This is a genomic window from Bacteroides sp. AM16-13 (assembly GCF_003602705.1).
GTDB classification, from domain to species: Bacteria; Bacteroidota; Bacteroidia; order Bacteroidales; family Bacteroidaceae; genus Bacteroides; species Bacteroides xylanisolvens.
In genome coordinates this window covers 13,256-30,249 of sequence record NZ_QTLK01000005.1, presented here as the reverse complement: position 1 = coordinate 30,249, position 16,994 = coordinate 13,256, and the positions used below count along the sequence as shown (strand labels likewise).

Annotated in this window: 12 protein-coding genes; 2 read left to right on the top strand and 10 right to left on the bottom strand. The window is 44.2% G+C overall.

Features of this window, described 5'->3' with window-relative positions:
- Positions 1–88: 88 nt before the first annotated feature.
- Entirely contained in the window at positions 89–1,621 is a 1,533-nt protein-coding gene (locus tag DW173_RS04950; RefSeq protein WP_087320495.1) for a methyltransferase RsmF C-terminal domain-like protein, read from the top strand.
- Between the two features lie 15 nt (positions 1,622–1,636).
- Here the strand turns inward: DW173_RS04950 and DW173_RS04945 are convergent, their stop codons facing one another.
- The 8 genes from DW173_RS04945 to DW173_RS04910 form a co-directional block, all read right to left on the bottom strand.
- The gene (locus DW173_RS04945) at positions 1,637–2,464 is read right to left on the bottom strand and encodes a hypothetical protein (protein WP_120143943.1); all 828 of its coding nucleotides are present in this window, start codon (positions 2,462–2,464) and stop codon (positions 1,637–1,639) included.
- A 273-nt stretch (positions 2,465–2,737) separates the two neighbouring features.
- Entirely contained in the window at positions 2,738–3,922 is a 1,185-nt protein-coding gene (locus DW173_RS04940) for a TolC family protein (protein ID WP_120143941.1), read from the bottom strand.
- Between the two features lie 157 nt (positions 3,923–4,079).
- Entirely contained in the window at positions 4,080–7,178 is a 3,099-nt protein-coding gene (locus DW173_RS04935; protein WP_120143939.1) for an efflux RND transporter permease subunit, read from the bottom strand.
- Positions 7,179–7,342: 164 nt separating this feature from the next.
- The gene (locus tag DW173_RS04930) at positions 7,343–8,578 is read right to left on the bottom strand and encodes an efflux RND transporter periplasmic adaptor subunit (protein ID WP_120143938.1); all 1,236 of its coding nucleotides are present in this window, start codon (positions 8,576–8,578) and stop codon (positions 7,343–7,345) included.
- 84 nt (positions 8,579–8,662) lie between these two features.
- Positions 8,663–9,073: a DUF6769 family protein gene (locus DW173_RS04925; protein ID WP_008024755.1), complete on the bottom strand. Its 411-nt coding sequence runs from the start codon at positions 9,071–9,073 to the stop codon at positions 8,663–8,665.
- Positions 9,074–9,090: 17 nt separating this feature from the next.
- Positions 9,091–9,291, bottom strand: coding sequence for a hypothetical protein (locus tag DW173_RS04920; protein ID WP_004314140.1), 201 nt, complete (start codon positions 9,289–9,291; stop codon positions 9,091–9,093).
- Entirely contained in the window at positions 9,281–9,862 is a 582-nt protein-coding gene (locus DW173_RS04915) for a zeta toxin family protein (RefSeq protein ID WP_004314141.1), read from the bottom strand. Before DW173_RS04915 ends, DW173_RS04920 begins: the two co-directional genes overlap by 11 nt.
- A gap of 88 nt (positions 9,863–9,950) precedes the next feature.
- Positions 9,951–11,588, bottom strand: coding sequence for an ABC-F family ATP-binding cassette domain-containing protein (locus DW173_RS04910; RefSeq protein WP_004314142.1), 1,638 nt, complete (start codon positions 11,586–11,588; stop codon positions 9,951–9,953).
- Positions 11,589–11,706: 118 nt separating this feature from the next.
- On the opposite strand from DW173_RS04910, the gene DW173_RS04905 reads away from it, so the two are divergent.
- Positions 11,707–12,105: a response regulator gene (locus DW173_RS04905; protein WP_004314143.1), complete on the top strand. Its 399-nt coding sequence runs from the start codon at positions 11,707–11,709 to the stop codon at positions 12,103–12,105.
- 283 nt (positions 12,106–12,388) lie between these two features.
- Here DW173_RS04905 and DW173_RS04900 read toward each other — a convergent pair whose 3' ends face one another.
- Positions 12,389–14,002 carry a SusD/RagB family nutrient-binding outer membrane lipoprotein gene (locus tag DW173_RS04900; RefSeq protein ID WP_120143936.1) on the bottom strand — a complete coding sequence of 538 codons (1,614 nt, stop codon included), beginning with the start codon at positions 14,000–14,002 and terminating at the stop codon, positions 12,389–12,391.
- A gap of 11 nt (positions 14,003–14,013) precedes the next feature.
- Positions 14,014–16,971, bottom strand: coding sequence for a SusC/RagA family TonB-linked outer membrane protein (locus DW173_RS04895; protein WP_009038733.1), 2,958 nt, complete (start codon positions 16,969–16,971; stop codon positions 14,014–14,016).
- Positions 16,972–16,994 lie beyond the last annotated feature (23 nt).

Sequence of the window (16,994 nt, the reverse complement as noted above, 5' to 3'; positions counted from 1 at the left end):
TTTCTTTGTTTGTTAGACGTAGTTAATATCATAGAAAGTTGCAAAGAGACGAAATATTTTTGATATTTGCGGAAATTAATAACGAAAAATGGAATTACCCGCTTCTTTCATAGATTATACCCGTGCCCTGTTGGGCGATGAAGAATACGACAAATTAGCTGTTGCTATCCAACAAGAACCACCTGTCAGCATCCGGTTGAATGATGGGAAATTAAAAATTGAAAATGGAAAATGCAGAATTGTACCGCAAGCAGGCTGTATTACTGATTTTCAACTTTCAGCTTTCAATTTTGAATTTAATCAAGTCCCTTGGTCTTCCGAAGGATTTTACTTGGATGAGCGTCTCACTTTCACGTTTGATCCATTGTTTCATGCAGGTTGTTATTATGTTCAGGAGGCTTCTTCTATGTTTGTGGAGCAGGTGCTCCGGCAGTATGTCACCGGACCGGTAAAGATGCTGGATCTTTGTGCAGCTCCCGGTGGAAAGTCTACTCATGCCCGTAGTGTGCTTCCTGAAGGGAGTTTACTGGTGGCTAATGAAGTCATCCGGAATCGTTCGCAGATTCTTGCGGAGAATTTAACGAAATGGGGACATCCGGATGTAGTGGTAACCAATAATGATCCGGCAGATTTTGCGGCTTTACCGTCTTTTTTTGACGTGATTCTTACAGATGTCCCTTGCTCCGGTGAAGGTATGTTCCGTAAAGACCCTGTTGCTGTAGAAGAGTGGAGTCCCGAGAATGTAGAAATCTGTTGGCAGCGCCAGCGGCGGATTATTGGTGATATTTGGGACACGTTGAAGCCTGGGGGAATTCTTATATATAGTACGTGTACATTTAATACAAAAGAGGACGAAGAGAATGCACGTTGGATTCAACAAGAGTATGGAGCCGAACCGTTAACTGTGCAGATACAGGAAAACTGGAATATAACAGGAGATCTTTTACCGGATAATTGTGATGGTTCTAAATCTTCTATTCCTGTCTATCATTTTTTCCCTCATAAGACGAAAGGCGAAGGCTTTTTCCTGGCAGCTTTTCGGAAGCCGGAGACAGGAGACGAGATTCCGGTATCTTCTTTCGCCAAGGAGAAGACTTCTAAAAAGAAAGATAAGAAAGGAGGAGCAGCATCTTCTCCTGTTTCGAAAGAACAGCTGAATATTGCAAAAAGCTGGCTGAATGATGAAAATTCGGACAAGTATATATTGTCGGCAGAAGGAACAAGTATTCGGGCTTTTTCAAAGCATTATGCTGATGAATTAATGGCAATGAAACAATGCCTGAAAATCGTATCGGCAGGAGTGGAGATAGGAGAAGTGAAAGGAAAGGATTTGATACCTGACCATGCATTGGCGATGTGTAGTTCACTTTTATGCCGGGAAGCTTTCGCTACGGAAGAAATAAGTTATAAACAGGCTATCACTTATTTACGAAAAGAGGCCATTACCTTGCCGGTAACAGCCCCTCGTGGATATGTTTTGCTTACGTACCGGCATATTCCTCTCGGATTTGTGAAGAACATCGGTAATCGTGCCAATAATCTTTATCCGCAAGAATGGCGTATTCGTAGCGGATACTTGCCGGAAAATATACGCATATTATCGGAAAGTACAGTTGATTAAAGAAGACCCTGCTGATTAAGGCAGTATTCCGGCAGGTATTTCCTGTTCGGAAAGGGTAAAACTAATTTGTTTGCCTGTGCCTGGTTCACCTCCAGCGATTTCTTCCAGCGTGTAGGAAGGAGGTGGTGCAGGTGATGTCCGCGTTTCTCCGATGGGTGGAGTATTCCAATTCAGATTCAAGCTTTTATCCAAGCGGTGAAATACGTATGCATTTCCCCACAAGATGAATTTATGATTGGAAATAGGCGTTGCTGCATCTTCCGAAAAAGTGAGAGTCAGTATAGCTTTCTCATTATTTCCTTCTTCTTTTTCCAGTTTGTAACTTCCTCGAGTTATTAAGGTTAGTCCGGATGAAAAAGCTGTTTGTTCTCCCTGTTTGAAAAAATAAGCATCCCGTGCGTGATTGTTAATTAGAAAAATGTCGGAAATGCCGGGCAGAAGATTTGCGTCTCCGTTGGGTAAGTTAGACAAGTAGCTGCGGAGCAACTTTATATCCTCGTAATTGTCGACAACCTTGATTGGCAGGGTGCAGGTTTCTTGTGTGGCGTTGTCCGTTACTGTCAGATAAGTTTGCCCGGTGAGAATACCGGTAACATAAATCATACGTCCGGCAGGTACTCCGGTCCAGCCGGTTTCGGTTCCTGCGCTTGCGATGCGTGTGTCTTTAATTTCAAGTGAGTAATCACCATTTCCGCTTTCCAGTCCAAGATAACGTCTGCCACCCATGGGCACTTCATATTCACTGTTGTAAAAACGAAGTGGATTTTCTTCATCCTCTTTACATCCACTGAATAGTGTAAGGATGCAACATAACATGAATAGATAGAATTGTTTAGGTCTCATAATCTGTATTTTATGTTCGTTGCAAATGTAACATATTATTTTGAAATATTTAGTTGGAACTTGAAGAAAATGAGAGGGAGAGGGGAGATATATTCAGGCACGGGTTACACGGATTTCACGGCTTTTAGAAATATGATTGTCATAAAGTAACAGCGTAATCCGTGAAATCCGTGTAACCCGTGCCTGAAATTATTATATAAACATACTTACATCACTTAAAATAGAAATTAGTATGTTCAGCGTAATCCATGTCTAAAGGATTTTATGTACTATTTACAGTTTGCTCTTGTAAATCCGTGCCATTGCTTTCTGGTACTGATTTTCCAGTTGCAGATAATTCTGATGGCTTTGGTAGATGACAGAAACTTCAACGAAATATTCAATCATACTAATTTGTCCACCTGTCAGAGCTTGTTTCAGCAGTGACAGATCTTGTTGCGACTGGAAAGTCTTGCTGTATTCTTCCATCGAAGCGTGCAGTGTTTTCGCTTCCCGGTAAAGCTGTGCCAATTCGGACTCTACTTGCAGGGTAGCATTATCCTTTTGCAAGTCAATGTTAAGAGCCTGTGCTTTAGCGATTTTTACCTTATTCCGGTTTTCGAAAAGCGGGAAAGAGAAACCTACCACTACACCGTTGAAAGGTACGCCTGTTTCTGTATTCCGGCGGTAGCCGAGTTCCAGTTTGGGCAGCCATTGTGATTTATTGACAGCAATCTGTTTACGGGCAACAAGACTTTCGTTGCCGAGTGCCATAAGAGTACGGTCCGTTGCCATGACTTCCGACTTCAATATTTGATAATCGCTTGGGAAAGGTATAGCCGGATATTGGTTTTCCTCGAAAACTACCGGAATATTACCATTCAGCGTATTCAACTCCTGCTGTTTGTTGCGGAGTGCTGTTTCGTTCAGAGACGCTTCTGTTCTGACATTCAACAGTTCCAGATTGATTTTGTTGGTTTCGAGAGCATTTGCATCTCCTGTTTGAAGACGCTTGGCATACATCTTTGCAAGTTCTTCCGCATTGCGGAGGCGTTCTTCCAGAATATGCTTTTGCTGACGAAGCATGATAATATCCAAGCAAAGTTCTTTCGCCTGTAACAGCTTCTCTTGACGGAAAACATCCGATTGACTGTCAAAAGCTCCGGCTTTCAGACGATTCAACTTGTTGCGTGTAGCATATAAGCTGGGAAAATCAAAGCTTTGTGAAACGACCAGTTCGCCGATTGTTTCGCTTTTATCTTTCGCTCCCCATAGATGTGCGTAAGAAAGAGTAGGATCAGGCAGGTTATTATCCGTTTTAGCTTCCAGCTTCTGCGAAGTAATCAGTTGCTCGTTTGCCTGCAACTCCTTATTGTTCGTTTCGATATTCTTCAATACCTGTTCAATTCCGTTTTGGGCTTGCACTTTGCCTATGGTTAAGAAAAGAAGTGCAGCGCTTATGGTCATGATTTGTTTCATTTCTAATTTCTTTATTTATTACAAGCTATTGTTGATAGATACTTTATGATAAGACATCTATTTGTTTGGCACCGAGGAGCGACCCGTTTCTCACCGAGAAACACTTGGTTCCTCACCGGGGAACGATGGTTTCCTCACCGAGGAAAAACATCACCCGCTACAGGCTTTCCTGGGCCTTTTTCCGATGCATCATCAGATAAACAATCGGAACGATAAAACCGTTCAAAAAAGTAGACGTTAATAACCCTCCTAAAATCACTTTTGCCATCGGACTTTGAATCTCGTTACCGGGCAAGTCGCCGCCGAGTGCCAATGGAATCAGTGCCAGTGCAGAAGACAATGCCGTCATCAAAATCGGATTCAGACGGTCGAGAGAACCTCGGATTACACTATCGTACACATTCAAACCTTCTTCCTTTTGCAAATGATTGTAGTGGCTGATGAGCAACATACCGTTACGCGTTGCAATACCGAACAAGGAAATGAAACCGATGATAGCCGGAATACTGACTTCTCCTGTTGTAATCACCAAAGCAAATACACCACCGATCAGTGCCAGCGGAAGATTCAGCAAGATGACGCCCGACTCTTTCACGCTGCGGAACTCATTATACAATAACAAGAAGATTACTACAATGCTGATAAATGAAGTCAACGCCAGTGTCCGGCTGGCAGCCTGTTCACTTTCAAACTGTCCGCCATACTCGATGTGATAGCCTTCGGGCAGTTGCACCGATGTGTCGATGCGTTTCTGAATATCATTTACAACACTACGCAAATCGCGGTCGGCCACATTGGCAGAAATCACAATTTTACGTTTTACATTCTCGCGGTTGATCGTATTTGGTCCCATGGCCGATACCACTTCTGCTACATAGCTCAAAGGAACTTTGCGACCGTCATTCGTGTCTACCATCAAGTTGCGGATTTTTTCTATTTCATCCCGGGCATCATCCTTCACTTTCACGATCAGATCGAAACTCTTGCCTTGCTCATAAACCTGCGAGATCACTTTTCCAGCCAAAGCTACGTTCACATATTCCGAGAACTCCGGCAGAGTAATACCGAACTTAGCCAGCATTTCCCGTTTAGGCTGTATTTTCAGTTGCGGACGTTCAATCTGTTGTTCCACGTTCAGGTCGGCAACACCGGGAATATCACTGATAGCTCCTTTAATTTGATTACCGAGTGAGAACATTTTATTCAGATCGTCTCCGAATAGCTTGATAGCGATATTCGCTTTCGTACCCGATAACATAGCGTCGATACGGTGGCTGATTGGTTGTCCGATTTCTATATTTGCCCCGGTGATAGTACCCAACTTTTCACGTACATCAGCTACCAGTTCACTGCGCGAACGATCTTTCAGTTCAAACGGAGCTTCTATTTCAGAAACGTTTACCCCTAATGCATGTTCGTCCAGTTCGGCACGTCCCGTTTTCCGGGCTACGGTTTGTATTTCGGGAATCGTCATCAATAACTCTTCTGCCCGCTGTCCCATTTTATTGCTTTCTTCCAGTGAAATACCCGGTAGAGAACTAATATTGATGGTGAACGATCCTTCATTAAAGGAAGGAAGGAAACTGCGTCCGAGTGTAAAGAACACTCCGAGGGCAACCACAAAGAGTGCGATTGTACTTCCAAGTGTCACTCGTTTGTGTGCCAGCACCCAAGTCAGTGCCTTTTCATAAATCCCTTTCATCCAACGGGCAAGGGGAGCTTCTTTCAGTTCCTTGTTTGTCTTATTGCTTCCTAATAGATAAGAACAGAGCACCGGAGTCAGCGTCAGAGCAACTACTGTCGACGCGAACAATGCTACGATAAAGGCAACGCCCAGCGGAACCAACATTCTGCCTTCCATTCCGCTAAGGAAGAACAACGGTACAAAGCTGACAACGATAATCAGCGTAGAATTAAGTATAGGCATCCGCACCTCTTTCGAAGCATTGAATACCACCTCGAGTGTACTTAACCTTTCCGCTTTTGCTTTCTGACGGTTCTCCCGCAGTCGTTTATACACGTTTTCCACATCGACGATGGCGTCGTCTACCAATGATCCGATGGCTATCGCCATACCTCCGAGGCTCATGGTGTTGATTGTCAGTCCCATGTAGTGTAGTGTCAGAATCGAAACAAGCAGGGAAAGAGGCAGCGTTACCAATGAAATCAATGTAGTGCGCACATTTGCCAGGAACAGGAAGAGTACGATTACTACAAAAATACCTCCTTCAAAGAGTGATTTCTTCACATTGCCGATGGAACTTTCGATAAAGCGGCTTTGACGGAATATGTCCGTTGAAACTTTTACGTCCGGTGGCAGATTCTTTTGCAGGTCTTTCAAAGATGCTTCCAATTTATCCGTCAGTTCCAGCGTACTGGTAGCCGGCTGTTTGGTAACAGTCATCAGTACGGCAGATTTTCCACGCTCTGAAGCAGTTCCCAGTTTCGGGGCTTTCGGTCCGATGGTTACGTCCGCAATATCTTCCAGCGTGACAGGGAAGTTGTTCACTGTCTTTACTACCGCTTTGCCAAGTTGCTCTGTTTTAGAAGTTGAAAGTACACCGCGTACAATATATTCATTTCCAAATTCGTAGAGCACACCTCCATTTGCGTTCAGGTTCATATCCTGTGTCACAGCCATCACTTCTCCCATCGAAATGCCGTAATGACGCATCCGTTCGGGATCCAGCTGAATCTGATATTCTTTGATATCTCCTCCGAGTACGGCAACCTGTGCCACTCCTCCGGTAGACAATAGACGGGGACGGATAGTCCAGTCCGCAATCGTACGAAGATCGAGCATCGAAGTGGAGTCGGCAGTCAGACCGACGATGAGCATTTCGCCCAAGATGGAAGATTGTGGACCGAGTGTCGGTTTACCGACGTTGACCGGCAGTGATTCACTGACCACTGCTAATTTCTCGCTAACAATCTGGCGAGCGAGATAAATATCGGTTCCCCAATCAAATTCTACCCAGACAACGGAAAATCCGTTGGTAGAAGAAGAGCGGACACGGCGTACACCCGTAGCTCCGTTTACGGCAGTTTCAACAGGAAAAGTGACGAGCTGTTCAACTTCTTCTGCAGCCATACCGTTGGCCTCGGTCATGATGACTACCGTAGGTGCGTTCAAGTCGGGGAATACGTCTACTTCCGTATGCATGGCGGTATACGTTCCCGCAATTAGCAGGAGGATGGCCGCGCAGACTACAACCAACCGGTTGTGTAGGGAGTAATGTATAATTTTATTAAGCATTTCTTTAAGAATTAAGAATTAAGAATGAAGAATTAAGAATTAAGAATTAAGAATGAAGAATTAAGAATGAAGAATTAAGAATGACTATGCAGCACGTGCAATAAACATATACCAATTATTGCGCAGCCAAATTCTTCATTCTTCATTTCTAATTCTTCATTTAATCAATGTTCGTGACTATGTGCCGGGATGGCATTGCTTGCGCTTGCCAGTCGAACCTGATAAGCACCTTCGGTCACTACACGGTCGCCAGCCTTCACTCCGGTCAGGATCTGAACACTTTTACCGTTGTCGGCTCCTATCGTTACTTCCTGTTTTTTATAACCCTCTTCGTCCAGTTGCAGGTAGATAAAGAAGATTCCTTGTTCCTCTGTCAGTGCCGTGCGTGGGAGAGACAGTACGTTTTCCATCGTTGAAGAAAGCAAGAATACCTCCACGAATGATCCGGGGATCACTTCTCCTTTGTTGTCGAACTCAAAAGTGACAGGCACATAAAAAGAGTTGTCTCCGGCAGCTTTTCCAAAAGAGAGAAGTTTGCCGTTCAATGCTTTCAGCTCGTACACCTGATTATTATAAGGAGTCTGGAAATTGGCGGAACTGATTGTACGGAGGTATGGATAATACTTTTCCGACACTTCGGCACGGAGGAAAAGACGACGATTCTGCGTCACGCTCACCAGCGGTTGTCCGATGGTCACGTAGTCGCCTTCTTTCACAAGAATGCTTTTCACATATCCTGCAATAGGAGCTGTAATACTTTGGCCGATAGCCGAATGATTCTTGGAAAGGGCTTCGTAACTAAGGCGGGCATTTTCATAACTTTGTTCTGCCTGTGCAAAATCCTTGTCAGATACAATCTTGTTTTTAACAAGCTCTTTCATACGTTCGTACTCCTTCTTAGATACCTCGTAGGCAATGCGGGCACGTTGTACCGGATCACCGTCGGCGATATTCTTTGAAGAAATCGTGACTAGCGGCGTGCCGCTGCCGACGCTCATTCCTTCCGTTACTTTTCCACGGAAAGATACAACGCCGGCCACTGTAGCTACGGCAACCGATTCATCACCTTGGGCAGCCAGTACCTGTCCGCTGGTTTTAATCACTTGCTGGAAAGGTGCAGGTTCGATAACGCTCACCTTGACACCGGCTGCTTCAGCTTTTGCCTTCGGAAGGATGATTTCATCACTGTGCGCTTCGGCAGACTCGTTATGTCCATCGGTCGCTTCATGGTTGTGTTCTCCGCTACATTCGCCTTCATGAGAATGATCGGAACCCTCTGCCTCGTGATTATGTCCTTCTGTGGCATGATCGTGTTCATTGTGTGTGTGTGTGACGGTACTATTATTACAGGAACCCAGCACGAATAAGCCTAGGATTCCTACGAAAATAAGTTTTTTCATAATGATATTTTCCTACTAAATTTTACTGTTTTTTACGCTACAAAGATAAGGTAACGCAAATGCAACTGATTTGCATTTACACTTTTACGCAAAAACAGAGTAGGGAGGGGCACGAAGAGGAGTGGCACGGTGTATATCCGTGCCATGCAGAGAGTCTCGGTAGACGTAATAGTTCTTAATCCGTCTCTCTTGTGGCCGTAATAGATGTTCGATGATTACATCCGTGAACAGGGTAGCGATGAATACATAATCCGGTCCGCTATCCGTATGTACGGATGGAGTGGGAGAGTAGAAACGAGTCATACATTCGCTGCTGCAACATGAATCGTTTCCCGGGTGATGATGATGCGTGGGACATTGTTGTTCTACAGGCAAGTCCTGCTTCATGCAAATCATTCCGTTGGGGTGATGATGATGGGGAATAACGGCTGCCACCAACATTATAATGTTGATTAAAAATAGCAGAGTTACTATTATTCGTTTCTTCCCTTTCATCCTTTCTTTTAGAGAATTTATTTTTTTATTGATTCCTTTTCTTTTTCTTGCAAACGTTCCAGCAATTCTGTTGCTGATACATAAATTACTTTTCCATCTGGTGTTCCCTGACTAAGGAGTTTACCATTGCGAGCATTTTTTTCCAGCAATCGCTTTTCTGCCAGCTGAAGACCGCGTCGTAATTTATCGCTCAATTCTTGCATTTCATTATTTGACATAATTCTTGATGCATTTAAAAAGTTCAAGTTCATATATTCGATCCTCGCCATGTTGGTAACCTTCGGCTACAATTACTCGAGGAGAAATACTGTTATCGGCTAACAGCCAATAGTCTACACGCGGCATATAAATCTGAAACAGATTGTTAATGCCTGCCTGATATCGGCGGTAGATAACGTCCATCGGTACATTATGTCCCCCTTCATTGACCCGTTGTAACACACGGTTGACGGCAAGTTCCGGAGAATTCAGCCAGAAATAAATCAAGCTGACTTTATATCCGGCATTTTGTGCTCTTTGAATGAGCCGGGTGTATGAACGGGTTGCCAATGTTGTTTCAATAGAGAAACTTACTTTAGCAGCTAATAGTTCATTAATACGTTTCAACATCAGACGGCCGGCTTCTATAGCCATACTTTCCGGATTGAACGGTGATAAACCTTTGGCGATTTCATCCGCATTAACGAACTCTTTGCATAATAAAATTTCAGGCAGTACAGTGTAGGAAGCTGTTGTTTTACCAGCTCCGTTACATCCGCTTATAATGTATAACTGCCTTGTTTCATCCATTTTTTTCTAAATGCCTGTTATAAATGATGTTGCAAATATACAAATACTTTTATTCCGCCTGCAGCCGATACCCTCTTTTTATTATTTATTATTTCTTTTCCAGTTCTTGCAACGAATCCATTTTTTTCTTTTCGAGGAACTCGTAGATGCCGCAAAGATGTTCCGTCACCTTTTGATTACCGAACTCATATACCTTGGTCACCAGTCCGTCGAGGAAGTCACGGTCGTGTGAAACAACAATCAGTGTGCCGTCAAAATCCAGCAATGCCTGTTTCAGGATATCTTTCGTTTTCATGTCCAGATGATTCGTCGGCTCATCCAGGATCAGGAGGTTGACAGGTTCCAACAGCAATTTAATCATGGCAAGGCGGGTACGCTCCCCACCCGAAAGTACTTTCACCTTCTTCATTGATTCCTCGGGACCACCAAACATGAAGGCACCCAGTAAATCACGAATCTTGTTCCGGATATCCCCCTTGGCTACATCATCAATCGTTTGGAAAACTGTCAGGTTTTCATCCATCAACGAAGCCTGATTTTGAGCGAAATATCCGATTTGTACATTATGTCCTAGAGTCAGTGTACCGTCATGTTCGATTTCCTTCATGATACATTTCACGAGTGTAGATTTACCTTCACCGTTTTTACCGACAAAAGCTACTTTATCACCACGCTCAATCGTCAGGTTAGCGTTGCGGAACACCACTTTCTCTCCGTATGCCTTTCCAACACCTTCCATGATAACTGGATAACTGCCCGAACGGGGTGAAGGCGGGAATTTCAGTCGCAATGCAGAAGTATCCTCCTCATCGACTTCGAGCAATTCCAGCTTTTCCAGCATTTTGACGCGGCTCTGTACCTGCAACGTCTTTGAATATGTTCCTTTGAATCGTTCGATGAACTCCTTCGTTTCAGCAATAAACTTCTGCTGCTCGTCGTATGCCTTCTGCTGCTGTTCGCGGCGATCCTTACGCAGTTGCAGATATTGGGAATAATTCACCTTATAATCATAAATACGTCCCATCGTCACTTCGATGGTGCGTGTTGTAATATTATCCACGAATTTGCGGTCGTGGCTGATTACGATAACTGCTTTCCCGTTATTAATAAGGAAATCTTCCAACCATTGAATAGATTCAATATCCAGATGATTCGTCGGCTCATCGAGCAAGAGTACGTCCGGTTTCTGCAACAGCAACTTAGCGAGCTCGATGCGCATCCGCCATCCACCGCTGAAATCACTCGTCTGGCGTTGAAAATCGCTCCGGGTGAACCCTAATCCGAGCAATGCCTTTTCCACATCCTCTTCATAATTAGTTGCGTCAATCGAATAAAACTTCTCGCTCAAGGCAGACACTTCTTCAATCAGCGCCATGTAACTGTCGCTCTCGTAGTCCGTCCGTGTCTCGAGCTCTTTGTTCAGTTTTTCAATCTGCGCTTCCATTTCATGCAGATGTGAAAAAGCCTGTGCCGTTTCGTCAAACACTGTTCTTCCGTCTTCCGTCATCAGATGTTGAGGCAGATAGGCTACTACGCAATCTTTGGGCGCGGAAACTTTTCCACGTGTCGGTTGTCGTGCGCCTGCCAAAATTTTCAGCAGCGTACTTTTTCCCGCCCCATTTTTACCCATCAGTGCGATGCGGTCTTTTTCATTAATTACGAAAGAAATATCACTAAATAAAGTAGTGCCGCCAAACTCTACGGCTAGTCCGTCAACAGAAATCATACTATTCTTTTAAATTGAGGCGCAAAGATAGCGAAATATATGAATCTTTTTTATAACTTGCGGGCTGAAAAGGGAAATTGATCCCCAAAAACAGATAAAAAAACAATATATAAGCGATATGGAAAGCGAACAAATGAATGAATTCAGACCCTTAATTTTAGTAGCTGAAGACGATGACAGCAACTTTAAATTAATCAAGGCTATCATAGGCAAAAAGTGTGATATCGAGTGGGCTAAAAATGGCCAGGAAATGGTGGAGTTGTTTCAACAGCATCAGGAAAGAACCAAAGCAATGCTGATGGATATCAAGATGCCGGTGATGAACGGGTTGGAGGCAACGAAGATAATTCGTGAGTCTAATACCGAAATTCCTATTATCATGCAGACAGCTTATGCTTTCAGCTCGGATAAGGAAAACGCAATGAATGCAGGAGCAACTGAAGTATTGGTGAAACCTATTACTTTGAGTATTCTCCGCACTACTTTAAGCAAATATCTACCCGATTTGCAGTGGTGAAATTGATTCGTACGAGAATTTTTTTAATTTATTTAAAAGGTGCTTAAACGTTAAATACGGAATAAAGTAGGAAAAGAGTATGGTCGGGTAGAAAAAATGGTATGTAAAAGATGCCGTTGAATATTCCTTTTTCTCTATTATATTTGAGCATTCATCTGATGAAATTGGATAAAATAAAATAGGCGAACCTCACGGTTGGCCTATTTTTGTTCGCCTCTGTTAATTTGTTAGAGTACAGAAACGACTCTATGTAAAGTCTCTCCTTTGAGAGATTTTAAGTTCATTATTTGTTTCCGCCGGCCCACCAGACAGCTTCGCTATATACATACTGGCCATCACCGAAAGCAGCTTTCACTTCAGGATTTGCCAATACGTCGTCTGCTCCATAACCGAAGCGCAATGGGAACTTATTGTTGTTCAGCGGGTTCTTCAGTACAATGAAGTTTTCTCCTGCACCTTTCAAACGACGGTAGTCGTTATAGGCTTCCAGTGATTCGCCGGATGCACCGAAGAAGGCGAGATACTTCTGTATCATTGTCTCTTGCAGAGGGTTGGCATCGAATAACGGTTCTACTTCATCCGTGAAATAGGTTTCTGCTACATCTGCCCCCAAATCGCTGTCACCATCATATACCCAAGTGTCAGCGGCATCTATAATTGAGTTTTCCAGATTCTCGAATCCGGCAGTGATTGCAGCTTTTAAAGCACTCTTAGCTTCATCCAGTCTGCCTCCCAAGCGGCATAATGCTTCTGCTTCGAGGAATTTCACTTCGTGATAACTGATTAAAAGAGTAGGAGCCGACATTGCCCATGATATCATTGACATACCATAATTGTTCTGCAACTCTTGCGGAGTTCCGTTAGGAGCCGCTTTGATACCTGCGATGTCTGTAGCTTGCGTACCTCCGTATCCATAAGCAATATAGCCGGTGGGATCGGGCTCCAGAAATGCTTGCGGTGCTCTGGGGTCATTGCGCTCAACAAACTTTTCAATCAGACTGGCACTGGCTGCCAAACTGTTACGGCTATAGCTGAATGACCAAAGCGGATTCAACTGCGAATCAGCGTCATAAACAGCCAGTTTACATTCTTCACTTGCATTAGCAAATGATTTGCTCACATAAGTAAGAATGTTCTGAAGATCAGTTGTCTTATTGGCACTTTTATTGAGCAGACGCATTGTATAGCGTGCTTTTAACGCATAAGCTGTCTTGAGCCACATACTTGCTTGAGTACTGGTGTTTGAACCGTAGATCAAGTCTTTAGAACCGACTGCGCCGGACAGACCTGCATCTTTGGCAGTACCGTTATCCAGCAGAGTGATGGCATCATCCAGATTCTGCATCACTTCCTGATAAATGCTTTCCTGCGTATCTATTTTGGGCTGCATATACATTGGTGTGCCGTCCGGATTGAGGATACCAGTCTGGCTGTACGGTGTATTTCCAAATACATCGGCAGCCACTGCTCCGTTGTAAGCGAGCAGGATTTTAGCAATTGCTTCCGTCACTACGTTTCCTTTTTCCGAGGGATCTTCTTCGCACTTCTTGATAACGATTTTAGCGTTCTTGATATTTGAATACACGTTGATCCATGCGTTGTTGTAGGTAGTAGCCGTTGTAGGCTCTCCGCTACGTACTTCCGCCCGGTAAAGCTGGTTGGATATACCCGTTTCGTGTTCAATGTAAACAGAAGAATAGAGCGAGAAATCCCCTCCCACAGTGCTGAATGCAGTGCTTACCCCTAAGTCTGTAATCAAAAATTTTGCAGGCGCATCCAGAGGATTGTTAGGGTTTTCATTGATTTTATCCATTGCGTCTTCCGTACAAGCAGAAGCAATGGCAGCAGTCAAGAAAGAAACTGCCAGCAATTTTCCTATTGATTTATATTTTTTCATTGTCTTGCAGATTAAAATTTAATGTTGAAACCAAAGCCGAAACTAGCTGTCTGCGGCATTGAATAATCTTCAAATGCTCCTGCCATGTTGTTGTTACCCTGACTGGCTTCCGGATCGAGGTCAGGCAATTGAGCCCAGATCAGGATATTTCTGGCAAATGCGTTTACAGAAAGTTCTATCGAACGTTTTTGAAGAATTTTGTAGTTGACAGCCACTTCACGCAGTTTGATGAAAGAATTGTCATATACAGAAGATTCGTCAATATCGTTCAGGCGGCTGTAAAATACCTGTTGTGCGTTTGCACCTGTGATAGCGATATCATTTTTAGTTCCATCGGTTTTGTATCCGTCGAAGATGATGGTACCTTCGCGGTTTTCCGTTCTCTTGCTGACACCGTAGTAGTCTGCCAGTCCGGTTGTTCTGCTGTACATCTGGCCACCCTGTTTCCAGTCGAGTACTGCGCTGATTGTACACTTCCATAAACGTAATGTGGTGTTGAAACCCATCAGGAAGTCCGGAGAAACCTTTCCGATTACCTGTGCTTCACCAGCGATAGGAAGACCGTTTTCGTCTACCAGACGATTACCATTTTCATCTCTCTTGAAGCCTACACCATAGATAACAGGGAATTTCTCACCTGCCGAAGCACGTACCTGCGGAGTAACATAACCACCCAGAGAGATATTTTCTACACCCGGTGCCAGTTCATCTACGTAGTTATCGATTTTCGTCCAGTTGAATGCAAAATCCCAGTTGATATTCTTCGTCCGGATGGGGTTGAAGCCAAGAGTGAATTCGTGCGTGTTGGTATGAATCTTACCACCGTTGGTGAGCAGTTTGCTGGCACCGGTAGAAGAAGCCAAAGGCACTTCAAAAATCTGGTCTTTTACATTCTGGCGTGAGTACGTATAACTGAATGTGATTAAGTTATCGAGGAAGTTCACGTCAGTACCCACTTCATACGAACGTGTGTTCTGCGGTTTCAGTTTCGGGTCGAAAATCGTGTAGTACGGAGTATAGGCAGTAGTACCTTTCATCGGATACATGATCGGAGTCAGTGTGTAAAAACCACCTCCATAGGTCGGAGTTGAGTAGTAGTTTTCGAGGAAATCCCCTGCTTGTCCTACTTCCGCATAAGATACTCTCAATTTAGCGTGATTAACAACATTGTTTTTCAATGCATCCAGTTCCGTCAGGATGAAGCCTGCCGAAATAGAAGGATAGAAGAACGAACGGTTGTTGCGTGGCATATTAGATACGTAGTCCTGACGTCCGGTGAGGGTCAGATAAAGCATATTTTTGTAAGAAGCCGATACGTTACCGAAGAATCCCACTGTGCGGTTTTTCCACGTCTCTTCCTCTGTCTGTTGAGTAGTGGCGTTGTTGATGTGGTTCCATCCCGGGAAGTTGTAGTTCGTACCATATTCATAATACTTCTTTCTGTTACTTTGGATAATTTCGTTACCCAATACAGCATTCAGTCCCCAGTCCTCGTTGATGCGCCAGTCATAGTTGATGGTCAGCAAAGAGTTGTATGTAGCGTTCGTCCAGCCGTAGTTTTCGATTTGTCCGCGACCGCCACCCGTGTTACTACCGTATCCGTAGCTGTCTACATAGTGAGTGGTGTAAGCATCCACGCCGACCATGTATTTTGCGTTCAACTTGTGGTTGGTTGTACCAAAATCAGTCTGATAGCTTGCGTATACATTTCCGAAGAAACGGTTGGTATCTTCTGTGAATTTGTTGTTTTCCATCGCCCAATAAGCGTTGTCAAAGCTACCACGGAAAGAATTCTGTGTGTACGGGTTACCGTCTACGTGACTTGGAATACCGGCAAGATCATAGCTGGGAGGAGCTGCGTAAACCGTTCTCAACAGACCGTTACCGGAAGTCACTGCCTTGTCGATAGAAGTAGTGATATAGTTAGCTGTAAATCCGGAACTCCAGTTGTTGGTCAGTTTCGTGTCAGCACTAACCTTTACATTATATCTGTCCATACCAGTGCTTGAGATAATACCGTCCTGATGTGTATTTCCCAATGAGATAGAGTAGGAGCTCTTGTCGAGCATCTGCGCTACATTCAATGAATTGCTCCAGGTGATTCCTGTGTCGAAGAAGTCTTTTGCATTGTCATACGCCTGTGGAGTAGCCCACGGGTCAAGACCGGCTGCTGCACGTTGGGGAACATAATATTTTCCCTGTTGCTTACCGAACTTCTGCGTGTATTCGTTATCCGTGTTACCTCCATACGTTGCGTCGTTTGGAAGTTCGGAAATCTTAGGTCCCCAAGACGTTCCCGAAGTAGTGCTGAATACTCCACCCGAACCTTGTGCGTATGTTTTCTGGAACTCCGGCAGACGACCGACTACATCGAAGCTGACATTAGAAGAGAAGCTAACCTGCGGTTTGCCTTTTTCCAGCCCTTTACCACTTTTGGTTGTGATGATAATCACACCATTGGAAGCACGGATGCCATAAAGTGCAGAAGCAGCCTGTCCTTTCAAAATGTTGATACTTTCAATATCATTAGGGTCGATATCTACCGCACGGTTGGCGAAGTCGGCTCCGCTCACACTACCATTGTTCTGTATGTCTGTACTAACGTCCGGCGTACTGGTTACCGGCATTCCGTCGATAACGTAAAGCGGAGTGTTGTCACCCGAGAAGGAACGTGCACCACGGATGGTGATCTGTGAAGAAGCTCCTGGCATACCACTTGAAGGCTTAACGTCCAAACCGGATACTTTACCTTGCAGCGCTCCTGCCAGATTGGAGTTGGCAGCTTGCGTCAGCTGATCTGATTTTACGTCCTGAACGGCGTAACCCAGTGCTTTCTTTTCACGCGAGATACCCATGGCTGTCACCACAACCTCATCCAGTGCCTTTGCGTCACTTTTTAATACGACTTTTATTACTCCCGGTTTGATGGAAACGTCCTGCGAAATCATTCCTACATAAGAAATGCGCAAAGTTTTAGCAGAACTTGGTACAT